This is a genomic window from Paraburkholderia sp. GV068, from assembly GCF_003058125.1.
GTDB lineage: Bacteria > Pseudomonadota > Gammaproteobacteria > Burkholderiales > Burkholderiaceae > Paraburkholderia > Paraburkholderia graminis.
Map to the genome: position 1 here is coordinate 1 of NZ_QBUB01000006.1, position 20,449 is coordinate 20,449.

15 protein-coding genes and 2 riboswitches are annotated in these 20,449 nt (G+C 64.9%); of the genes, 6 read left to right on the forward strand and 9 right to left on the reverse strand.

Annotated features, from left to right (window positions below):
* Positions 1-478: 478 nt before the first annotated feature.
* The 4 genes from C8K18_RS14095 to cobW all read right to left on the reverse strand — a co-directional run bounded on the left by C8K18_RS14095 (position 479) and on the right by cobW (position 7,219).
* A complete protein-coding gene (locus C8K18_RS14095; RefSeq protein ID WP_107708123.1) occupies positions 479-1,078 on the reverse strand; it encodes a VWA domain-containing protein in 600 nt (199 codons plus the stop codon).
* Positions 1,079-1,176: 98 nt separating this feature from the next.
* Entirely contained in the window at positions 1,177-2,295 is a 1,119-nt protein-coding gene (locus tag C8K18_RS14100) for an ATP-binding protein (protein ID WP_107707827.1), read from the reverse strand.
* Positions 2,292-6,095, reverse strand: coding sequence for a cobaltochelatase subunit CobN (gene cobN / locus C8K18_RS14105; RefSeq protein WP_107707828.1), 3,804 nt, complete (start codon positions 6,093-6,095; stop codon positions 2,292-2,294). The genes C8K18_RS14100 and cobN overlap by 4 nt, the downstream gene beginning before the upstream one ends.
* Positions 6,096-6,109: 14 nt before the next feature.
* Complete coding sequence (cobW, locus tag C8K18_RS14110) at positions 6,110-7,219, reverse strand: cobalamin biosynthesis protein CobW (RefSeq protein WP_107707829.1); 1,110 nt, start codon at positions 7,217-7,219, stop codon at positions 6,110-6,112.
* 165 nt (positions 7,220-7,384) lie between these two features.
* A riboswitch (cobalamin riboswitch) is annotated at positions 7,385-7,666 on the reverse strand.
* A 69-nt stretch (positions 7,667-7,735) separates the two neighbouring features.
* Positions 7,736-7,980, forward strand: a riboswitch (cobalamin riboswitch).
* Between the two features lie 203 nt (positions 7,981-8,183).
* Here cobW and cobA point away from each other — a divergent pair.
* From cobA to bluB, 5 genes are read left to right on the forward strand one after another with little or no spacing between them, the layout of a single operon-like run.
* Positions 8,184-8,906 carry a uroporphyrinogen-III C-methyltransferase gene (gene cobA / locus C8K18_RS14115; RefSeq protein WP_107708125.1) on the forward strand — a complete coding sequence of 241 codons (723 nt, stop codon included), beginning with the start codon at positions 8,184-8,186 and terminating at the stop codon, positions 8,904-8,906.
* Positions 8,903-9,334: a cobalamin biosynthesis protein gene (locus C8K18_RS14120; RefSeq protein ID WP_107707830.1), complete on the forward strand. Its 432-nt coding sequence runs from the start codon at positions 8,903-8,905 to the stop codon at positions 9,332-9,334. The genes cobA and C8K18_RS14120 overlap by 4 nt, the downstream gene beginning before the upstream one ends.
* Complete coding sequence (cobO, locus tag C8K18_RS14125; RefSeq protein ID WP_029969054.1) at positions 9,331-9,933, forward strand: cob(I)yrinic acid a,c-diamide adenosyltransferase; 603 nt, start codon at positions 9,331-9,333, stop codon at positions 9,931-9,933. Before C8K18_RS14120 ends, cobO begins: the two co-directional genes overlap by 4 nt.
* Before the next feature lie 2 nt (positions 9,934-9,935).
* Positions 9,936-11,234, forward strand: a complete 1,299-nt coding sequence (locus C8K18_RS14130) for a cobyrinate a,c-diamide synthase (protein WP_107707831.1) — start codon at positions 9,936-9,938, stop codon at positions 11,232-11,234.
* Positions 11,218-11,865, forward strand: a complete 648-nt coding sequence (gene bluB, locus C8K18_RS14135; protein ID WP_029969052.1) for a 5,6-dimethylbenzimidazole synthase — start codon at positions 11,218-11,220, stop codon at positions 11,863-11,865. Before C8K18_RS14130 ends, bluB begins: the two co-directional genes overlap by 17 nt.
* Before the next feature lie 14 nt (positions 11,866-11,879).
* Here bluB and C8K18_RS14140 read toward each other — a convergent pair whose 3' ends face one another.
* From C8K18_RS14140 to C8K18_RS14160, 5 genes are all read right to left on the reverse strand, one after another.
* Positions 11,880-12,554 (reverse strand): DUF4136 domain-containing protein, encoded by a 675-nt coding sequence (locus C8K18_RS14140; RefSeq protein ID WP_107707832.1) that lies wholly within the window; start codon positions 12,552-12,554, stop codon positions 11,880-11,882.
* Positions 12,544-15,069, reverse strand: a complete 2,526-nt coding sequence (locus C8K18_RS14145) for a CHASE2 domain-containing protein (RefSeq protein WP_107707833.1) — start codon at positions 15,067-15,069, stop codon at positions 12,544-12,546. Before C8K18_RS14145 ends, C8K18_RS14140 begins: the two co-directional genes overlap by 11 nt.
* Positions 15,070-15,154: 85 nt before the next feature.
* A complete protein-coding gene (locus C8K18_RS14150) occupies positions 15,155-16,552 on the reverse strand; it encodes a FecR domain-containing protein (RefSeq protein ID WP_375135813.1) in 1,398 nt (465 codons plus the stop codon).
* Positions 16,553-16,650: 98 nt separating this feature from the next.
* Positions 16,651-17,388 (reverse strand): response regulator transcription factor, encoded by a 738-nt coding sequence (locus tag C8K18_RS14155; RefSeq protein ID WP_006050296.1) that lies wholly within the window; start codon positions 17,386-17,388, stop codon positions 16,651-16,653.
* 717 nt (positions 17,389-18,105) lie between these two features.
* Positions 18,106-19,068, reverse strand: a complete 963-nt coding sequence (locus C8K18_RS14160) for a GlxA family transcriptional regulator (protein WP_107707835.1) — start codon at positions 19,066-19,068, stop codon at positions 18,106-18,108.
* Positions 19,069-19,253: 185 nt separating this feature from the next.
* Here C8K18_RS14160 and C8K18_RS14165 point away from each other — a divergent pair, with 185 nt between their 5' ends.
* A complete protein-coding gene (locus C8K18_RS14165; protein WP_107707836.1) occupies positions 19,254-20,444 on the forward strand; it encodes an MFS transporter in 1,191 nt (396 codons plus the stop codon).
* Positions 20,445-20,449 lie beyond the last annotated feature (5 nt).

Genomic DNA, 20,449 nt, shown 5'->3' on the forward strand with positions numbered 1-20,449 from the left:
CAATCTGAGCCAGGATCAAACTCTTCAGTTCAAACCTGTTACTGTTTTCGGGCTCTTTCGAACCCGGTCGCTCACTCAACGTACTGACGAAGTGTCTAACCATCTCTCGATGACCAAACCTTCCTTTCATTACTGTGTGAGACTTGATACTTTCGCTTTTCGCCAGACTCCGGAGTTAAACCCCGCAACCCGGCGCGCGTCGCGCATCAAGCGCCCACACTTATCGGCTGTTAGTTTTTAAAGATCATTCGCTCAGAAGCTCTGCTTTCTTCGCGTCCGTCATCAAACGGGAGGCGAATTATGCGATGCGGTCCGCACCCCGTCAACCCCTTCTCTGCAATTATTTTCGAAAAGTTCAGAAGTGCAAGAAAAAGCGGCAACAAGCCGCACTCTTCTCCGGTGAATAGAATAGTTAGTTATCCAATGAAAATATTTGTCACTGAATAGCTGCCTCGTCGTCGGCAGATCTTCTCGCCCTTCAGCCGATCAGTTCTTCCGGCGTCAGGTGCCGCGCGCCCCAGGCGGTAGCCAGTCTCTCGCAGCGGCCAAGCCGTATCGTGCCCTGCTCGAAGTCGACGAATACGATCTCGTCCGCGTGAGCAGGCCGTGCCGCCTCATCTGTTGTGCGTCCATCGGTGAGTATCCACACCCAGCGCTGCTGCGCGGGCTTGCGCCGCGCGCTGCGCTCGAGCAGTTGCGTGGCGCACTGAACGCCCGCTGCGAACGGCGTACCTCCACCACCGCCGACCGGCTCGAGCCATCGCTCGTTCCACCAGCGCGGCACGGCGGGACCGAAACGCAGATCCGCGCCCGCTCCACCGAAGCAGACCAGCGCAGCTTCCGCACGCATCGCGCTCGCGCGGTCGAACAGCGCAATCAGCAAACCCTTGGCAAGCGCGAGACGCTCTCCGGCCAGCATCGAGCCCGAACAGTCCAGCACGAAGCAATGCAGCACACCGCCGCGCGGTACATCACGCATGAAGCGCAGATCTTCGGCACTCAGCGCGCGCCGCCGTTGTTTCCCCATCGCGGCGAATGTCTGCGGCCATGCGATACGCCGGCTCGAATTACCACGCATCTCAAGACGCGCATCGCCACGCGAACGCAAGACCGCATCCGCCTTTTGCCGCCATCGAAAACCGCTGTCCAACTCAGCGGCGGCGCCCTTCCGATGGCTCAGCGTTTTTTTACGTTGAGCGGGATAACGCCTTTGACGTGCGTCGTCGCGGCCGGCTGCGGTGGCAGATAACCCCAATCGCCTTCGCCGCGAGCGGCGTCGTCTGGCGAAGGTGCAGACGAATACGAAGACGAAGACGAAGACGAAGACGAATGCGCAGTCGAGCCCCGCTGCGAATCACGCGAGGACTCCATTTCGCTATCCCGCGCACTACTCGCAGACGACGCTCCCCGCTCAAGCCGCCGATGCATCAGCACCGCATCCGCGACGCGCTCGACATGCTGCGGCGTCACCGCGTCCGCAAGCTCGAACGCCGCGAGCGCACGTGCCGCGCGAAGCATCACGAGATCGGCGCGCAAGCCATCCACGGCGGCGTCGATACACAACGCGCTGACCCGCGCGTGAACTGCATCGTCGAAAGAAAGCTGCGGCAGCGCCTCGCGCGCCGCATGAATCCGCTCGACGTACTGCGCCTGCTCTTGCGCATAAGCCGCACGAAAACCAGCAGCATCCAGATCGAACGCGAGCCGTGCCTTCACGATCTGCTCACGCACGCGCGGCTCGAAACAGTTTTGCAACTCCACCATCAGGCCAAAACGGTCGATCAATTGCGGCCGCAACTCGCCCTCTTCAGGATTCATCGTGCCGATCAGCACGAAGCTCGCCTCATGACTATGCGATACGCCATCGCGTTCGACAGTGTTCACGCCGCTCGCCGCCGCATCGAGCAACGCATCGACGAGCGCATCGGGCAGCAGGTTCACTTCGTCCACATACAGCACGCCGCGATGCGCTTTCGCGAGCAGCCCAGGCGAGAAGCGCACGGAGCCGTCGCGCAGCACCGTTTCGATATCGAGCGTGCCGATCAGACGATCCTCGCTTGCGCCGAGTGGCAGGTTCACGAGTTGCCCTTCCGGCAGCAACTCGGCGAGCGCACGCGCGGCCGTCGATTTCGCCGTGCCGCGCGGCCCGCTGACCAGCACGCCGCCGATGCCCGGATCGATCGCCGCGAGCAGCAATGCCTGCTGCAACGCGGGCTGTCCGATCAACGCGGCAAACGGAAACGCGGGCGTTTTCTGCGGCGCGCCGTCGCGTGCATCGTGCGTGGCTGCATTCATGATTGCATTCCTTCGATCTGCTGTTCGCTCGCGAGCAGATGCTGTTCGACCTGCGCGCGATAGTCGCCAGGCGTCTGCCACAAACCGCGCTGCATCGCTTCGAGCAGACGCTCGCAAATCGAATGCAGCGCATGCGGATTGTGCTGTTGCAAGAACTCGCGCGTGTCGCGATCGTTCAGATAAGCATCGGCGACGAGCGCATATTGATGATCCGCGACCACGCGCGCGGTCGCGTCATAGCCGTAGAGATAATCGACCGTGGCCGCGATTTCGGAAGCGCCCTTATAACCGTGGCGCTTCACACCGTCGATCCATTTAGGGTTGACCACGCGCGAGCGGATCACGCGCGCGATTTCCTCATGAAGCGTGCGAACGCGCGGCGCGGCCGGATTGCTGTGATCGGCGTGATAGACACTCGGCTGATTGCCCGCGAGATGCCGCACGGCCGCCACCATGCCGCCCTGAAACTGATAGTAGTCGTTGGAATCCAGCAGATCGTGTTCGCGGTTGTCCTGATTCTGCAAGACGACATCCATTGCAGCGAGGCGTGCGCCGAACGCATGACGCGCCTCTTCGCCCGCACTTTTCTGCGTGTACGCATAACCGCCCCACGCCTGATACGCGTTCGCGAGGTCCGCGTCGGTCTGCCATTGCTGCGAGTCGATCATGTCCTGCAAGCCCGCACCATACGCGCCGGGCCGCGCGCTGAACACGCGCCAGCCGGCGCGCTTGCGCGCTTCGGCGGCGTCCATGCCGCGCGCGATCAACGCATCGCGTTCACGCAGAACACGCGCGCGAATCGGATTGAGCTCCGCGGGTTCGTCGAGTTCGGCGACGGCCTGCACCGCCGCATCGAACAGGTGCATCACGTTGGCGAAAGCGTCGCGGAAAAAACCGGACACGCGCAACGTGACGTCGATACGCGGACGGTCGAACGCTTCGATCGGCATGATCTCGAAGTCGGTCACGCGATGGCTGCCCGGCGCCCACTTCGGCCGCACGCCGAGCAGCGCTAGCGCCTGCGCGATGTCGTCGCCGCCGGTACGCATGGTCGCGGTGCCCCATACGGAAAGACCGATCGCGCGCGGATAATCGCCGTGTTCCTGCAGATGCCGCTCGATCAATTGCTGAGCCGACTTGAGCCCGAGCGACCAGGCGGCTTGCGTGGGAACCGCGCGCGTGTCGACCGAATAGAAGTTGCGCCCTGTGGGAAGCACATCGGGCCGGCCACGCGATGGCGAACCGCTCGGCCCCGGCGGCACGAAACGCCCTTCGAGGCCGCGCTTCAGATGCAGCATTTCCTGGGGGCCGCATGCGTCGAGCCGCGGCAGCACGTCGTTGCGCAAACGTTCGAGTACGCGTGATGCTTGCGGCAGGCTGACTTCGGCGAAAGCGTTTGAAGCGTCGCCTTGCTCCTTGCACATTGCACGCAGCATGTCGGCTGCGAGCAGTTCGAGACGCTCGCGCGTATCGCCGCAATGCCGCCACGGCGCGTCGCTCACGCGTTGCAGAACATCGGGGCGCGGACCCGTCCATGCCGCCGACCAATCGACAGACAACGGATCGAAGAACCGATCGATGTTCAGATCGCGCGCCAACGCATCGATCAAACCTGCGTTGCGGCCTTGCCCATCACCGACGGGAAAGCGCCCCAGCGCGAGCAACGTATCGCGCCGTTGCACGCCGTGCGGCGATTGACCGAACGTGTGCAACCCATCGCGAATCTGCGCCTCTTTCAATTCGCAGAGCCACGCATCGACGCGGGTCAGCAGCACATCTTCATCGTCCTCGCCCTTCGGCGCCGACAGGCTCAGTTCTTCATGCAACCTGTGTTCTACGATGGTCGCGAGAATCGTGCGCCGCAACAGCTTCGAGCGGCGCGGATCGACCATCAATGCTTCATAGTATTCGTCGACCTGGCGCTCGAGATCCTGCAGCGGCCCATAGCTTTCCGCGCGCGTGAGCGGCGGCATCAGGTGATCGACGATCACCGCCTGCGCACGGCGTTTCGCCTGGCTGCCCTCGCCTGGATCGTTGACGATGAACGGATACAGATGCGGCATCGGCCCGAGAATCAGATCGGGCCAACAGGTATCGCTCAGCGCGACGCTCTTGCCCGGCAGCCATTCCAGGTTGCCATGCTTGCCGACATGCACGATTGCGTCGATGCCGAACTGATGACGCAGCCAGAAATAGAACGCCAGGTACGCATGCGGGGGCACCAGTTCGGCGTCGTGATAGCTCGCGTAATCGCCCTGATCACGTGAACGCGACGGCTGAATGCCGACGAACACATGACCGCAGCGCCAGCCCGAAATCATGAAACGGCCGCGCCGCACGGTCGGGTCCTGGTCCGGCGAGCCCCAGCGCGCATTCAGCGCATCGCGCGTCTGAGCAGGCAGCGCGTTGAAATACGCGAGGTAGTCGCCAAGCGCAAAGCTTTGCAAAGCGGGCCGCAGATCGCGCACGACGGGATCGTTCGTCACGCCTTCGGTCAGCTTCTTCAGCAGCGCGTCGCCGTTTTCTGGCACGTCGGCCACGCGATAACCTTCGTCGCGCAGCATCGACAGAATGCCGACCACCGACGCCGGCGTGTCGAGCCCGACGCCATTGCCGATGCGTCCCTCGCTCATCGGATAGTTAGCGAGAATCAGCGCGAGCTTCTTCTCGGCGTTATCGAGCGAACGCAGCCGGCACCAGCGGCGGCTCAGTTCAGCGAGAAAACGCACGCGTTCGAGATCCGGCTGATAGCGGACCACGTCGACTTCCGTATGCGGACAACGATAGGCGAGCCCCTTGAAACTGATCGCGCGCGTGATGATGCGGCCGTCCACTTCCGGCAGCGCGATATGCATCGCGATGTCGCGCGAATTGAGGCCCTGGTTGTCCTTCACCCAGTCGTCGCGATTGCCGCCGCTCAAAATCACTTGCAGCACCGGCGCATCGCCTGCGAGCGCGAGCGGTTCCGGATCGTCGATCGCAGACGCGGCGAACGCAGTGGTGTTGAGCACTAGCGCGGCATCATGTTGCGCGCACAACGACTGCACGACTTCCCGGCTCATCGCATCTTTCAGCGACGTGATCGCAATCGGCAGCGGGTTCATGCCTTCTGATTCGAGCGCGTCGATCAGCGCGTCGAACACCGCGGTATTGGCCGCCTGAAGATGCGCCTTGTAGAACAGAATCGCGGCAACGGGCGCGGCATGCTGCCAGCGCGCCTGCCAGTCGGCGATAGTCGGCGTATCGCATGCGGGATGGTAGAGCGACGCGGCAGGCAACGCGCGCGGCGGCGCCGGTTCGCGTCCCCATCGTAAAGCGCGATGCGCGATGCAGCGCAGGAACGCCTCGGCGTTCTGCGGCCCGCCTTCGCGCAGATAGCGCCACAGTTGATGGCAGAGATCGGCATCGGCGGTACTGCGTGCGAGCAGGTTCGGATCTTCCTGCAGATCGCCGGAGAACATCGCGAGCGTCTGCTGTTTGCGCTCCGCAAGCGCGACCACCTGCTCGATGCCGTATGGCCAGTACGCCTCGCCGCCAAGATGATCGACCACGACGACGCGCGCATGTTGCAACACGTCTTCGACGTAAAAGTCCACGGAGGCAGGCTGCCGCAGATACGTGACATTCGCGAGGCGCACGCTCGGGAAGCCGTCGCCGAGACGCGGAAACACGCTCGCGAGCAACGACAGCGTCGTATCCGCGGAACTCAGAATGACGATGTCCGCGGGCCGCTGATCAATGCGGATCACGCCTTGCGTATCGTCGACGAAACCGCCCGGCGTGGTGCGCAGCAGATGCATGTGTCTATACCTGCTTACGTCTGTTGCGCGGCGACAGCGGCTGCGACGCCGAGCGCCGCGTCGAACGCGCGTTGTAGCGCAGCCTGGTCGAGGTCTTCACCGATCAGCACGAAGCGGCTTTCGGCGCCTTCGCCTAGTTCTTCCAGTTCACCTTGCTGCCAGCGTCGATCGAAATAACTATCGAAGCGCCGGCCCACGCCTTGAACGACGAGCCGCATCGGCGCGCCCGGCAACGCCGCGAAACCCTTCACGCGATAAATCGTGTTGTTTTCCACGAGTCCTTGCAGCGCGGCGATCACCGCTTCACGCGACTGTGCCTTTGCATTCACGACCACCGAATCGAACTCATCGTGATGATGATTGGCGTCGTCGGCCGAACCGTGGTGATCGTGGCGCAAGTGAATGGTTTCCTCCGACGCCGCTTCAAGTCCGAACAACGCGTGCAGATCGAGTTCGCCTTTATGCGCGCGCACGATCTTCACCTGCGGCGGAATTTCGGCGCGAATCACGGCTTCGACCGCGTTCTGGCCTGCTTCGTCGAGCAGATCGGTCTTGTTCAGAATCACCAGATCCGCAGCCGACAACTGATCCTCGAACAATTCGTGCAGCGGCGACTCGTGGTCGAGATTCGGATCGGCCTTGCGTTGCGCGTCGACAGCAAGCGGGTTTTCGGCGAACTGACCGCTTGCCGCAGCGGGTCCATCGACCACCGTAATCACCGCATCCACAGTGAAACTGTTCTTGATCTGCGGCCAGTTGAACGCCTGCACAAGCGGCTTCGGCAACGCGAGCCCCGAGGTTTCGATCAGCACATGGTCGATCTGCTCGCGGCGCTCGACGAGCTTTTCCATCACTGGAAAGAACTCTTCCTGGACCGTGCAGCACAGGCAACCGTTCGCCAGTTCATACAATTGGCCTTCGGTCTCGACGCCGTTTTCATCGCAACCAATGCCGCAACCTTTGAGGATTTCGCCGTCTATGCCGAGCTCGCCGAACTCGTTGACGATCACCGCAATGCGCTTGCCGCCCGCATTCCGAAGAATGTGCCGCAGCAACGTCGTCTTGCCGCTGCCGAGAAAGCCCGTGACGATGGTGACGGGAATCTTGCGCATCTGAACTTGCATGGTGAGTCCATCCGTGAGAGTTGCATCTGCTGGCCGGCCGAATCACGCGCTTTGCGCATGACGTCGCATCGCAAAACGCGGGAACGCACGACGGCCTTGCCGCTACACCAGGGAAACGCAGAATACGGGTATGAGGTCATGAGCGCAGCGCCGCTTCCCCGCGGCGTTCGCCCTTCGTGTTCCGGCCGGTATCCGGGCTGGCGAAAGCGCCGCTTCCCCTTCCCGGACGAGTGATTTCTCGCCCAGTGGTGATATGCCGACGCGGCCTTGCGCGTGGACATCGAAGCCGGCTCCGCGGCGCCATGCAAACCGCCATGACGTCGCTTTTCGCTTACCGTTGCGGGGGCAGCACAGGTTGACCCGATCCATGCGAGGCGGGCGCCCTGTTTCCCGTTTAACTGCATGCGCACGAGCGCGCACACGAGCACCAGAAGTGCGTGCGAGTGTAGGCCGCGCGCCTTGCGCCGTCAAGAAAACGCAAGCCCGGCGCGCTTATCGGACGGGCTTGCCGTGTGCTATCGTATGCGCGCGTCTGGTGCCCGCACATGCGCTCGCGTGTGCAGTTAAACGGGAAACAGGCAGCGCGCTTGCGCTCAACCTGTGCTGTCCCCGCAACGGTAAGCGACCGGCGGCGCGATTATTTTTTGCGCCGCACATGCGTTTTCAGTGCCACTGTCCAGCACATTCGAACGAATGTGGGCGGGAAGGCAAAGCGCGTGAGGCCGCCAGCCCGGATACCGGCCAGACGCGGAGGCGGCCGTGCGTTCTCAACGTCACGCCGCCGGCCGCCGGAATCCGCGAGGGACGGATGTGAAGGCGCTCAAGCACGACTTAGGGAAGCGGTCTGCAATCCGCGTTTGCTGTCGTGCGCGAATGCACAGTTTCGAATGACTTCAATTTCCATCACATTGCGTGTATGTCGACGCTGCATGATTGCATGTGCGCCGACGCGGCGCATGCCGCGATGAAACGCGCATGGCTGATCGGCGCAGGCCCCGGCGACGTCGAACTGATGACGCTCAAGGCAACCCGCGCGCTCGCGCAAGCCGACGTGATACTCGTCGACGATCTGGTGAACCCCGACGTGCTGCAATTTGCGCGCGCCGATGCGTGCATCGTGTATGTCGGCAAGCGCGGCGGTCATCCGTCGACGCCGCAACACGGCATCGCCGAACAAATGCTCGCGCATCTGAACGAAGGGCGCAGCGTCGCGCGTTTGAAGGGCGGCGATCCCTTCGTGTTCGGCAGAGGCGGCGAAGAGCAACAGGCGCTGCATGCGGCGGGCGTCGACGTCGAAATCGTCAGCGGCATCACGGCCGGCATTGCGGCGCCGGCGGCCATCGGCATTCCGGTCACGCACCGCGATCATGCGCAAGGCGTCGTGTTCGTGACCGGCCACGGCGCAGGCACGAGCGAGCCGGATTGGGCCGCGCTCGCCGCCACGCGCATGACGCTCGTCATCTATATGGGCATGCGGCGGCTAAACGACATCGTCGGCGCGTTGCTGGCAGCGGGCATGTCGGCAGAGACGCCGTGTGCCGCGATCGAATCCGCAACGCGCCCCGAGCAGCGGCATGCGCTCGCGACACTCGGTGATTTCGCCGATGCCGTCGCGCGCGCGGGACTCGGCTCGCCCGCGATCGTGGTGATCGGCGGCGTGGCGTCGCTGGCGAAGGATGTCCGATGAAAACGCTTAGCGTGGGCATCGGTTGCCGCTTGCAGACGTCGGCGGAAGAAATCGAAAACGCTGTGCGCGCAGCGCTCGGCTCGCATTCATTCGAAGACATCGCGGCCGTCGCCTCGATCGAAACCAAAGCGCAAGAACCCGGCTTGCTCGCGTTCTGCTCGCGCCACGGGTTACCGCTGAAGCTGTTCACTCGCGAGCAGATTGCCGCGCTGCATGTCGCCGAGCCGTCGGCGGCGGCGCGCGAGCATCTCGGCGTCGACGGCGTCTGCGAACCGTGTGCGTTGCTCGGCGCGTCGATCCACGCTGCCACTCACACGCAGTATCTCGTCGCTCGCAAAACCGTTCACGCGGGCGTCACCGTGGCGATTGCATCGACCGAACACGCGCTGCCGCGCAGCGCCACCTTCACTGACCAGGACCTTCCATGAAGACCGATCCCGAATCGCATCAACGCATGACCGAACGCCGGCGCGAAGGCCACGAAAAGAAACAGGCCAACGCGACCGTCGAAAAGGGTCTGCTGATCGTCAACACCGGCACCGGCAAAGGCAAGACGACCGCTGCGTTCGGCATGGCCGTGCGCGTGCTCGGCCACGGCATGCGTCTTGGCGTCGTGCAGTTCATCAAGGGCGCGCTGCATACGTCGGAGCGCGACTTTCTCGGCGCCATCGCCAACTGCGATTTCGTCACGATGGGCGACGGCTACACCTGGAACACGCAGAACCGCGACGCCGACATCGCGACCGCGCGCAAGGGCTGGGACGAAGCGCGCCGGATGATCGAAAGCGGCGACTATCAGATGGTGATCCTCGACGAGCTGAACACCGTGCTCAAGTACGAGTACCTGCCGCTCGACGAAGTGCTGTCCGTGATCGCCGCGCGTCCAGAGATGCTGCATGTGGTCGTGACAGGCCGTCATGCGCCCGACGCGCTGATCGAAGCCGCCGACCTCGTCACCGAAATGCGCATCGTCAAGCATCCGTATCGCGAGCAAGGCGTGAAAGCGCAGCGCGGCGTGGAGTTCTGAACGTGTCCGCCTGCCCCGCGCTCTTCATCAGCGCGCCCGCGTCGGGCCAGGGCAAGACCACGATCACCGCGGGTCTTGCGCGCTACCATCGGCGGCTCGGGCGGCACGTGCGTGTCTTCAAGACCGGGCCCGACTTTCTCGATCCCATGATTCTCGCGCACTCGAGCGGCGCGCCGGTGTTGTCGCTCGATCTGTGGATGGTCGGTCAGGACGCGTGCCGCAGTCTGCTTGCCGAGGCGGCGGCCGAAGCCGATCTGATCCTGATCGAAGGCGTGATGGGTCTCTTCGACGGCACACCGAGCAGCGCCGATCTCGCGAGCGCTTTCGGCGTGCCCGTGCTCGCTGTCATTTCCGCGAAGGCGATGGCGCAGACCTTCGGCGCGGTCGCGTTCGGGCTTGCGAATTTCAGGCCGCACGTGCCGTTTCATGGCGTGCTCGCTAACCGCGTCGGCTCCGCGCGTCACGCGCAGATGCTGCAAGAAGCGTTGCCGTCGACGCTGCGCTGGTGCGGCCACCTCGCAGCAAGCGATGAAATCGAATTACCCGACCGTCACCTCGGCTTGCATCAAGCGGCCGAAATCGACGACCTCGACGCGCGCCTCGAACGCGCCGCCGATGCGCTCGCCGATACCGCGTTAGCCGATCTGCCGCCCGCCGTCGAATTCGGCGCGCCCACGCCGCCGGCGCTGCCGCCGCTTCTGCAAGGCAAGCAGATCGCCATTGCGCGCGACGCAGCGTTCTCGTTCATCTATCCGGCCAACGTCACGCTGCTGGAAGCACTCGGCGCGCGCGTGCAATACTTCTCGCCGCTCGCCGACGAGCCGTTGCCCGCGGGCACGGACGCTGTGTATCTGCCCGGCGGCTACCCCGAACTGCACGCGGCGGCGCTCGGCGGCAACACGCGCAGCGCCGCTGCGGTCCGCGCGCATGTGGCAAACGGCAAACCGCTCGTCGCCGAATGCGGCGGCATGCTGTATCTGCTCGATCGACTCACCGACGCGCAAGGCGTCAGCACGCCGATGCTCGGCCTGCTGCGCGGCCACGCGACGATGCAAACGCGCTTCACCGCGCTCGGCATGCAGCAGATCGACAGCGTGCATGGCGTGATGACCGGCCACACGTTTCACTACTCGAAGGTGAGCACGGCGTTAGTGCCGCTGCGCTCAGCCACGCGGCCTCAAGGCGATGCGCCCGGCGAGGCGCTGTATCGCGCCGGCTCCATCGTCGCGACTTATATGCATGCTTACTGGCCCTCCAACCCGGCTTTCGCGGCTGCTCTCTTCAATGGCCAAGCCTTTTAACGACGCCGACCGCGATGCGGTCTATCGCGCGATCCATGAGCGCCGCGACATGCGCCATTTCGTGCGCGATCCCGTCGATGCCGCTGTGTTGCAGCGTCTCCTCGACGCCGCGCATCACGCGCCGAGCGTGGGCTTCATGCAGCCGTGGCGGATCGCGCGCATCACCGATCCCGCGTTGCGCGCCGCGCTGCATGCAACCGTCGAAAGCGAACGGCTTGCCACCGCCGACGCGCTCGGCAAACGCCGCGAAGAGTTCATGAAGCTGAAAGTGGAAGGCATGCTGGAATGCGGCGAGCTGCTCGTGATGGCGCTGATGGACGGCCGCGAGCGGCACATTTTCGGCCGGCGCACGTTGCCGGAGATGGATCTCGCGTCAGTCGCGTGCGCGATCCAGAACATGTGGCTCGCCGCGCGCGCGGAAGGCCTCGGCATGGGCTGGGTGTCGCTCTTCGACGTCGATGCGGTACGCCGGCTTCTGCATATGCCCGAAGGCGCGCGGCCGGTCGCGATACTGTGTCTTGGGCACGTCGACCGGTTCTATAGCGAGCCGATGCTGCAGACCGAGCGTTGGGCGGATCGCATGCCGCTCGCCGATTGTGTGTTCGAAAACCGCTGGCCTGAGAACCTCTAAGCGCAGCAGCGGCGTTACTTTTTAAGCGGCTCGACGGACACGACATCCGGCACGCCGCGCGCTTTATCCATGCGCAATTGGACGCGCCAGTCGGACGGTGCGTCGAAGGGAAATTGAGCCAGCGCGCTCTTGATCAGCGACGGCGTCGCGCGCAGCGGATCGGCGTCGCGATCCGTGCTGGCCGCGCTCACTTTGTAGACCTCGCGTCCGCTCGCGCGCTCAAAAAAACGCAGCGTCAGCGTATGCCGATACGCACGTGCCCCGAATAGCGAGAACGGTGCGCCGCTGTGCCGGCCGCAATCGCCGGCCGTGCAGTCGCTGCGATCCACACCAATTTCGGCGGGACCCGTTTCGTATCCGACTGACAGCACGTAGTGCGCGGGACGGTCAGCGGTATCGGCAAAGCCCTGCTTCGCCAGTTCGTCTCGCAGTTGGGTTTCGATCTGCGCGTGGTCGCTCTGCGCACCCTGCGCGCCCTGCGTCGGCATGCGCGCGAAGCTATAGGTCCGCTCGCCTGGCAGTGCAGTTGCAGGCGTGGCGGTATGCACGTCGGCGTGCATGCCGGTGCAGCCGGCGAGAGTCGCCGCCGTGAGCAGCGCGCCGATAAGGATCGCATTCAGCCCTTTCACCGCTTTCACCGCTTTCACCGTTCTCTCCTCGCTTCGATATGTTGCGTGCTCACACGCCATGAAGAGGCCTTGCGGGCAACTCCGATTGTTCGTCGTCCAGTGCCGGCAGGCGGATCGTTACCGCCGTGCCGCGGCCAGGCGCGCTCACGACCTCGACATCGCCGCCGTGGCGGGTCACGACTGTCTTCACGAAGGCCATGCCGAGCCCCGCGCCGCCCACATCGGGCCGCTCGGTTTCATGGAATCGCCTGAAGCGCTCGAACAGACCGGCCTGCTGTTCCTCCGGAATGCCATAGCCCTCATCGCGGATCGTGCATGACACGCCGGCAGACTTCACATACGACAGCTCGCAGGCGATGCGCGTATCCGGCGGACTGTACTTGACCGCGTTGTTCAGGATGTTGACGAGCGCGCGCGTCATCAGCGAACGGTCCGCGCAGATCCAGTGGCCGTCGGCATCGTTGTCATGGTCACCGCCTGTCGCGCTGTCCGTTCCCGTATCGAGCGCGATGCGCTTCGCGTGCGCCTGCGGCCAGACTTCGTCGCTCGCGTCGATCATCAGCTCGGCGAGATTCACCGGCTCCAGCATGTAGGTTTGCGATTCGGCGCGCGCGAGTTGCACGAAGTCGTCGGCGAGTGTCAGCGCGCGTTGCGCATAACGTTCGATGCGCTCGAGCACGCCGCGCGCGAGCGCCGGCGTCTCGCGTGCGCGCTCCATTTCGACGAGCGCGAGAATCGATGCCTGCGGCGAACGCATGTCGTGCGACAGCAGCCGCAGCGCGTCTTCGCGTTGACGCTCGGCTGCGTGCAGCGCGGACACGTCGACGAGACCCGCGATCCAGCCGGTCGTCTCGCCCTGCGCGTTCGTGCAGTTTGCATAGCGCAGCAGATGATCGCGTTCGTCGGCGTCGCGCACCTCGACGCCCTGCGCCATCAGCGCGGCGAATTCGCTGCGCGCGGGATCGAGCAGCGCGGGCCAATGTGCGCGCGCGAAGAGCGTTTGGTCGGCGTCGGAGGCCGCGCCGCTGTCGATCGCTTTGACGAGCGTCAGCCCGCCGAGCACGGCCTGCATCGCGCGTCCTTCCGGCATGGGCGCGCCGAGCCGCGCGAAATGCGCCTTGGCGGCATGATTGGCGATCAGCACGATGCCGCGGACGTCGCTTACGAGGATCGGCTCGGGCACGCTGTTCAGGCTGTCCCACACGAAGCGCTTCATGTCCTGCACGCGTTGCGCGGCTTGCGCCATCAGCGCCATATGCTGTTCCAGCACGTCGCCGCCGAATTCGCGGCGGCGTTGCGGCGTCTGCGGAGTCTGCGGCAGCAAGTGCGGTTCGTCGGCGAGGCGCTGCAGTTCCGTGCGCAGATAGGCCATCGTCATTTCGAGGCGACGCCAGTTCCAGATCGGATAAACGACGACCACGCCGATGATCGCCGGCACCGGCGACAGCCACAGCCGCGCGCCGTATAGCAGCACGGCGCTGCCCGTCAGCGCGATTACGCACAGCGCGCCCGTGAGCAGCAACGAGCGGCGCGGCGACAACACGAGGAAACCGGCCAGCAACGCGGCAAGCGAGACCAGCGACACCGCGAACAGCAACCATCGCGCGGCCGGCAGGACCTGGCGACCGGTCAGCAGCGTATCCAGCACGTTCGCATGAATGTAGACGCCGGGCAGCGGCCCCAGCTCGCCGGACACCGGCGTCGCGAACCGGTCGTAGAGACCGGACGCGGTCACGCCGATTACGACGATGCGGCCACGTAGCTGATCCACGGGGACTTCACCCGCAAGCACGCTCGCGAAGCTCAGCTTCGTGTAGCGCTGCGCGTTGCGGCTGAATGGGATGAGGAAGCGGCCGTCGGTGGATGCGTCGGTGGATGCGTCTTGGTTTGCGTCGTTGCTTGCGTCGCCGCGCGCCGCGCTCGCCTGGTTCACCGGCTGCGGATTCAGCACAAACGCGCCCCGCTGCGCAGCCCTTGCGACCGTCACCATCAATTGCGGCCGGCGCGCGTCGGCGTCGCCTTCGAACTGGGCGACGCTGCGCACGATGCCGTCGCTGTCCACCTCGAGGTTGATATGCCCGAGGCCGGCCGCGGCGCGCGCAAGCGGCGCAACGGGCTCGACGACCACGCGCGGCGCGTCGCGCCCCGCATCTTCGAGCAGCACCGGCAGATAAGTCGGACTCAGCGCGATCGCGCGGGCAAGCGCGGCATCGTCGGCATTGGGTTCTGTGAAGAGCACGTCGTAGACGACGGCGGCCGGCTTCGCTCTCGCGATCTGCTCGAGCAGCTTTGCATGAACGCTGCGCGGCCACGGCCAGCGACCGAGTTGCGCGACACTTTCATTGTCGATTTCGAGGACGACGATATCGGGCCGCACCGGCTGCGCGCGCCAGCTCAGCAAGTGGTCGTACACCAGGTGATCGACGCTCGCGCTCATGCGTCCGAGCGAACAGAGCAGGATCACGATGAGGCCGAGACTGCCGATCGCCGCCCATTCGATCAGAAAACGCCGACCCGCGCGCCGTCCGAGACGGGCGCGCGGGTCGAGGCTCAGGCGCGTAGGTGTGTTCAGCAAGGCGTGCGCGTAGGATCTGTTGGGCGTGCGAGTCCGGGAGCGTATCGCATGCGGCTGCGTGAATCTACCAGCGAATCCGCCAACGTCAGCGCGCGAGCGTGAACGAGCGGACCGCGCTCGTCGTCTCGTAGAAGCGGCCGTTGTCGAACTGCTCGGCGACGATCGTCCAGTAATAGACGCCCGGCGGCAGATCGCTCACCACCAGTTGACCCTCCGTCAGATCGGCGCGATCGACGATCGGATGACGCAAGTCCGCTGTCGTCGCCATGATGAAGCGAAAGCGCGTTTCGCCCGACGCCGGCGCGCGGCTCACGAACCAGCGGAACTCGTACTCGTGACTGCCGGCGCGCGGCGCGGCGGACGCCGTCAGTCCGAACTGACGCCGCTCGAAGCCATACACCTGCGGCAAACCTTCGAGCCCGTTTGCGTCGATGGCGGCGATGCGCACGAAATACGTGCCGTCGGCGAGATCGCCAAAGTCCGCGTGCGGCGTGCTCACGCGCAGGTCGCGAATCAGGTCGAGCTGGTCGGCGTCGCGCGAAATCTGCACGCGATAGGCGGCGGCCTTGCGCGCCGTTTCAGCGGAGCCACCGGCGCCGGCCGGTATCAGATCGAACGCCACCGTCTTGCCGTCCTGCACGCGGGCCGGTTGGGCAAGCGCGGGCGCGGCGAGCAGTTCGACTGCTTCGCCTGGCGCGCCGCCGGCTCGCGTGACGCTGCCAAAGCGCGCCGCCAGCAGTTGCGCCGACGCCTGCAACGGCACGCCGGGTGCAGGCGCACGTGAGAGAGCCGAATCGGGATCGACGCCGACCGCGCCATCCAGCACTTCGACGGCGGTGGTTTGCGCGTCGCCGTCGTAAGCGACCCGGAAGTGGGTGCCGCGCACGCCCGCGACCACCGACGGCGAGCGGATCTGAAAGCGGTCGTCTTTCTTCGTCGCGTGCGTGACCTCGCTTTCGACACGCCCACGGCGCAGCTCGAGCTGCCGGTCGCCCGCGCCCGTCAGTGCGGTTCGCCGCAGCTTGCCGATGTCGAGCATGGCGTCGTCGGTCAACGTCACGTGCGAGCCGTCGGACAGTTCCAGCGTGACGAAGCCGTTGGTTCCGGTGCGGATGCGGTCGCCCTCGCCGAGCATCTCGCCCGCCGCAAGCGGCACATACGGCCCCTTGCCGAACGCATGTTCGGCGGGGCCGCTCGTCGCAATCACGCGCGCGGTTTCCGGGTGCTGTTTGAGTTTGTCGGCGGGCAGGCGCAGCGCGACGCCGGCGTGCATGCGACGCGGCGCGGGCACGTGGTTCAGGCGGCTTAACACCGCCCAGTCGCCGCCGTCGATCAGATAGCGGCTGGCGATTTCATAGAGCGTGTCGCCTTCGCGCGTCACATACGAAACATAGGCGGGCGGCGCGGCTTTTGCGCGCTGCCTGGGCGCGCGCGCAGACTGCGCGTGCGCGTCAGGCGGTGCGAAACAGGCAATCGCGAGCATGCCGGCTGCCGCGAGCCACGCGCTCGCGCGGCGGCTCGCCGACGCTGCACTGCCGCGCCCCGTCGCGGCAAGGTCGACGGCAAGATCGACGGCAAAGGTCACGCCTGCCCCGCTTCCCGACGGTCGGCCGCGGCCGGCGCGTCGCTCGCGGATTCGAGCCGTTCGAGCCGGTAGCCATAGCCGTAAATCGGCGTCAGACGGTAGCCGTGTTCGGGGCGCAGGCCGAGCTTGCTGCGCAGCATCGAGACGTGGGTGTCCATCGTGCGCGACGGGATGTCAGTCGCCTGTTTCCAGATGACGTCGAGAATATGCGCACGCGACAGCGGCCGGCTCAGATGCTGGAACAGCAGCAGCGCGAGCTCGAACTCCTTCTGCGTGACCGCGACCTTCGTACCGCGCACCACCACATGCTTCGCATGCAGGTCGAATTCGAACTCGCCGAACACTTCCTTCGCCGACGGCGGCTTCAGATGATAGGCGCGCCGCAGCAGCGAACCGACGCGCGCAAGCAGCACCGCGCCGGAGACCGGCTTGACGACGTAGTCGTCGGCGCCCGTATTCAGAATCGACGTGATGTCGCTTTCATGGCCGCGGCTCGTCATGAACAGAACGGGCAAGCGCTCCGACAGACTTTCCCGCACCCAGCGCAGGACATCTTCGCCGGACATGTCAGGCACGTTCCAGTCGAGCACCAGCAGATCGAAGGTCTGGCGCCGCAACTGCCGCACCAGTTCGCGACCCTGGCCATAGGCATGACAGACATGGCCCGCCGCCGACAGCGTTTGGCAAACTAGATCGGCCTGCGCCGAATCGTCATCCAGGACAGCAATTCTCATAAAACCCCGCAACGCGACTTACGTTTGTTCGTCATCTATAACTGGGGCCAGCGCACGAGCACCGTCAAATGGTGCCGCAAACCGGCGGATCGGCCGGGATGCCGGTGCTCGCTGGCACCGACGATCCGGCTTTCCACTCATTTCGAAGTTTCTTCCACTTTCTTTCAACTAATGGTCCTTCGCCTCGCGCCCCGTAAAGCTGTTGCCGCCCCGTCTCAAAATTTGTGCGCATTTTCTTTGATTTAGGAGCGGCGATTATCAAACCGGCGATAATCATAATCGAAAAAACGCGCGTTTATGCTCGCATCATTAAACGTCGCGGCAGCGGCGGCCTTTGCATTGCATCGCCCTTTCGAGCAACGCTTTGGCACCGCTTTGGTACCGTTTTGGGAGCCGCCTGCATGCCGCAAAATGCCGCCGAATGCCGCTCGGTGCGGGCTTGCGCGCCGCTCCGACGTTTTTTGTTTTTGCCTCTCAGGTGCTGCCGATTAGCGCTTCGCCCACTGGGCTCGCTATTGGATTAGTTGGTCTCTCTCGCGCGGTGCTGGCCCCGCCGCCTTGCTTTTCAAACCGCGGCCGGGAACAGAAAACAGCGCGGAAACAGCGATTTGACATTCGTGAGTCAGTATAGGAACTGTCTCAAAATAAATCGTTTAAGCTTTGTCAAATCCACCAGGCGTTGCGGGCGCCACCGCTTATGGCCGCTGTTGCACGCAATTAGCCCGCGTGCAACTCCACCACTCCGCGCGCCTCCCGGCTCAAACGACGCACCGCCTGAGGCGGCTGCCCGATCGTGCGCAGGAACGCGCGCCTCATTCGCTCGCGGTCCGTAAAGCCCACTTCGTCCGCGATCACATCCAGCGACAGGCGGCCCTTTTCCAGCATCAGCCGCGCCGCTTCGACGCGCAAATGCTCGACCGCTTTCGCAGGCGACTGCCCCGTCTCGGCGCTGAACGCGCGGCTGAACTGGCGCGGGCTGAGTCCCGCCACCTCGGCGAGTTCTTCGACGGTCAATGCGTTGCGCAGATTGGCGTTCGCGTGATCGATCGCCTTCTGGATCTTGTCGGACTTCGGGTCGAGGTCGAGCAAGGTCGAGAACTGCGACTGCCCGCCCGCGCGCCGGTGGTACACCACGAGCTTGCGCGCGACCGTGCGCGACACGTCCTGGCCGTGGTCCTTCTCGATCATCGCGAGCGCCATGTCGATGGTGGCCGTCATGCCCGCGGATGTCCAGATCGGCCCGTCGACGATAAAAATCTGATCTTCCTCGACGGCGATCTTCGGAAAGCGGCGCTGCAGATCGTTCGCGAACCGCCAATGCGTGGTGGCGCGCCGGCCGTCGAGCGCGCCCGCTTCGGCAAGCACGAACGCGCCTGTGCAGGGCGCTGCGATCCGCCGCGATGTTTCGAGCGAGCGTCTGACGAACGCGGTCAGCGCGGGCGACCGGAGGTCGATGTCGACGCCGGAGCCGAACATCACCGTATCGAACGTGGCGTCGCCGAAAGGCTGCGTCTCCACCCGAATCCCCGCCGACGACGGCACGAGCCCGCCCTTCTCCGACAAGAGCGTTATGTCGTACGCCGGCTCTTCAAGCACGCCGTTGGCCAGTTCGAACGCCGTGACGGCCGCAAACCCCATCAGATAGAAGTTCGGAAAAACCACAAAACCGATCGTGTGCATGCGCGGCTCCAGCCATGTCCTGAATTGATGGTATATACGACATTTGAGACGCGGTCAACGAAGGCTATGCTTGGCCTATGCATCGCGCCGGCCGTCCGGCGCAGACAGGACCGCATCGCCGCGCCAGGGCCGCGCGGCCGTGCATCGGAACGCAACAGGCTGGCTAAAAAGTAGAGAACCTTCACATGGACCGTCGATTACTGATACTCGCGCTCGGCATGTTCGCCATGGGCACCGACAACTTCGTGGTCGCCGGCATTCTCCCCGGCGTGGCGGCCTCGCTGCATACCTCGGTCGGCGCGGCCGGCCTGATGGTGACGTTTTATGCGCTGACCTACGCGATCGCCGCGCCGGTGATGGCGGCCGTCGCCGGCGCATGGCCGCGCAAGCCGCTGCTGGTCGGCGCGCTGAGCGTTTTCGTCGTCGGCAACGCGATCAGCGCGATGGCCACCGACCTGCACTGGGTGCTGTTCGCCCGCGCGCTCGCGGGCTTCGGCGCCGCGCTCTTTTCGCCTACTGCGTTGGGCGTCGCCTCCGCGCTCGCGTCGCCCGAAAAGCGCGGCCGCGCGCTCGCCACGGTGACGGCGGGCCTGACGGGCGCGACCGCGCTCGGTTCGCCCATCGGCACGTTTATCGGCGGATTCGGCACCTGGAGAACGACGCTGTGGTTCGTGACGCTGCTCGGTCTCGTCGCGATGATCGGCGTGTGGACGATGCTGCCCTCCGTCGCGCAGCCGCAGCCGATCAAATTGCGCGACCGGCTCGCGCCGGTCCGCGACACGCGCGTCGCGCTCACGCTGCTCACATCGCTGTTCGCGTTCGGCGGCTTCCTGATGGTCTACACCTACGCAGGCGTCGTGCTGAATCGCGTGACGCACGGCGACGAGCGCCTGCTCGCCGGCCTGTTCCTGGTGTGGGGCGTGGCGGCGACGGTGGGGAATCTGCTGGCCGGACGCCTCGTCGACAAGTTCGCGAGCCGCCACATTATCAACGCGATGCTGTGCATTGCCGCGATCAACTTCTGCGCGCTGCCGTGGACTTCGGCGCATGTCGCAAGCGCTGCCATCGCACTGATCGTCTGGGGTCTCTGCGGATGGGGGCTCATCGTTCCGCAGCAGCACCGGCTCGTGCAAGTCTCGCCGCAGGTCGCGCCGTTGCTGCTCGCGTTGAACAACACGGCCACGTATATCGGGCTCGCGTGTTCGGGCGTGCTCGGCGGCATCGTGCTGCAATCGACGGGCGGGCGTTATCTGAGCGTCGTGGCCGCCGCGCTGATTGCGCTCGCGTTGATCCTCGCCGAGGCGGCGTATCGGCGGATCGAACGGCCGCAAGCAGCGCATCGCGCGGCGCCCCGTCGCGAGACCGAGGCGGCGTGAGCCTG

Excerpts from the sequence above, each read along its gene's own strand:
- C8K18_RS14095 (WP_107708123.1), bottom strand. The coding sequence starts at position 1,078 with ATGCGTGGTAATTCGAGCCGGCGTATCGCATGGCCGCAGACATTCGCC.
- C8K18_RS14120 (WP_107707830.1), top strand. The coding sequence starts at position 8,903 with ATGAAAACGCTTAGCGTGGGCATCGGTTGCCGCTTGCAGACGTCGGCG.
- C8K18_RS14140 (WP_107707832.1), bottom strand. The coding sequence starts at position 12,554 with ATGGCGTGTGAGCACGCAACATATCGAAGCGAGGAGAGAACGGTGAAA.
- C8K18_RS14160 (WP_107707835.1), bottom strand. The coding sequence starts at position 19,068 with ATGCACACGATCGGTTTTGTGGTTTTTCCGAACTTCTATCTGATGGGG.
- C8K18_RS14150 (WP_375135813.1), bottom strand. The coding sequence starts at position 16,552 with ATGCTCGCGATTGCCTGTTTCGCACCGCCTGACGCGCACGCGCAGTCT.
- C8K18_RS14100 (WP_107707827.1), bottom strand. The coding sequence starts at position 2,295 with ATGAATGCAGCCACGCACGATGCACGCGACGGCGCGCCGCAGAAAACG.
- cobA (WP_107708125.1), top strand. The coding sequence starts at position 8,184 with ATGAAACGCGCATGGCTGATCGGCGCAGGCCCCGGCGACGTCGAACTG.
- cobN (WP_107707828.1), bottom strand. The coding sequence starts at position 6,095 with ATGCATCTGCTGCGCACCACGCCGGGCGGTTTCGTCGACGATACGCAA.
- cobO (WP_029969054.1), top strand. The coding sequence starts at position 9,331 with ATGAAGACCGATCCCGAATCGCATCAACGCATGACCGAACGCCGGCGC.
- C8K18_RS14155 (WP_006050296.1), bottom strand. The coding sequence starts at position 17,388 with ATGAGAATTGCTGTCCTGGATGACGATTCGGCGCAGGCCGATCTAGTT.
- bluB (WP_029969052.1), top strand. The coding sequence starts at position 11,218 with ATGGCCAAGCCTTTTAACGACGCCGACCGCGATGCGGTCTATCGCGCG.
- C8K18_RS14165 (WP_107707836.1), top strand. The coding sequence starts at position 19,254 with ATGGACCGTCGATTACTGATACTCGCGCTCGGCATGTTCGCCATGGGC.
- cobW (WP_107707829.1), bottom strand. The coding sequence starts at position 7,219 with ATGCAAGTTCAGATGCGCAAGATTCCCGTCACCATCGTCACGGGCTTT.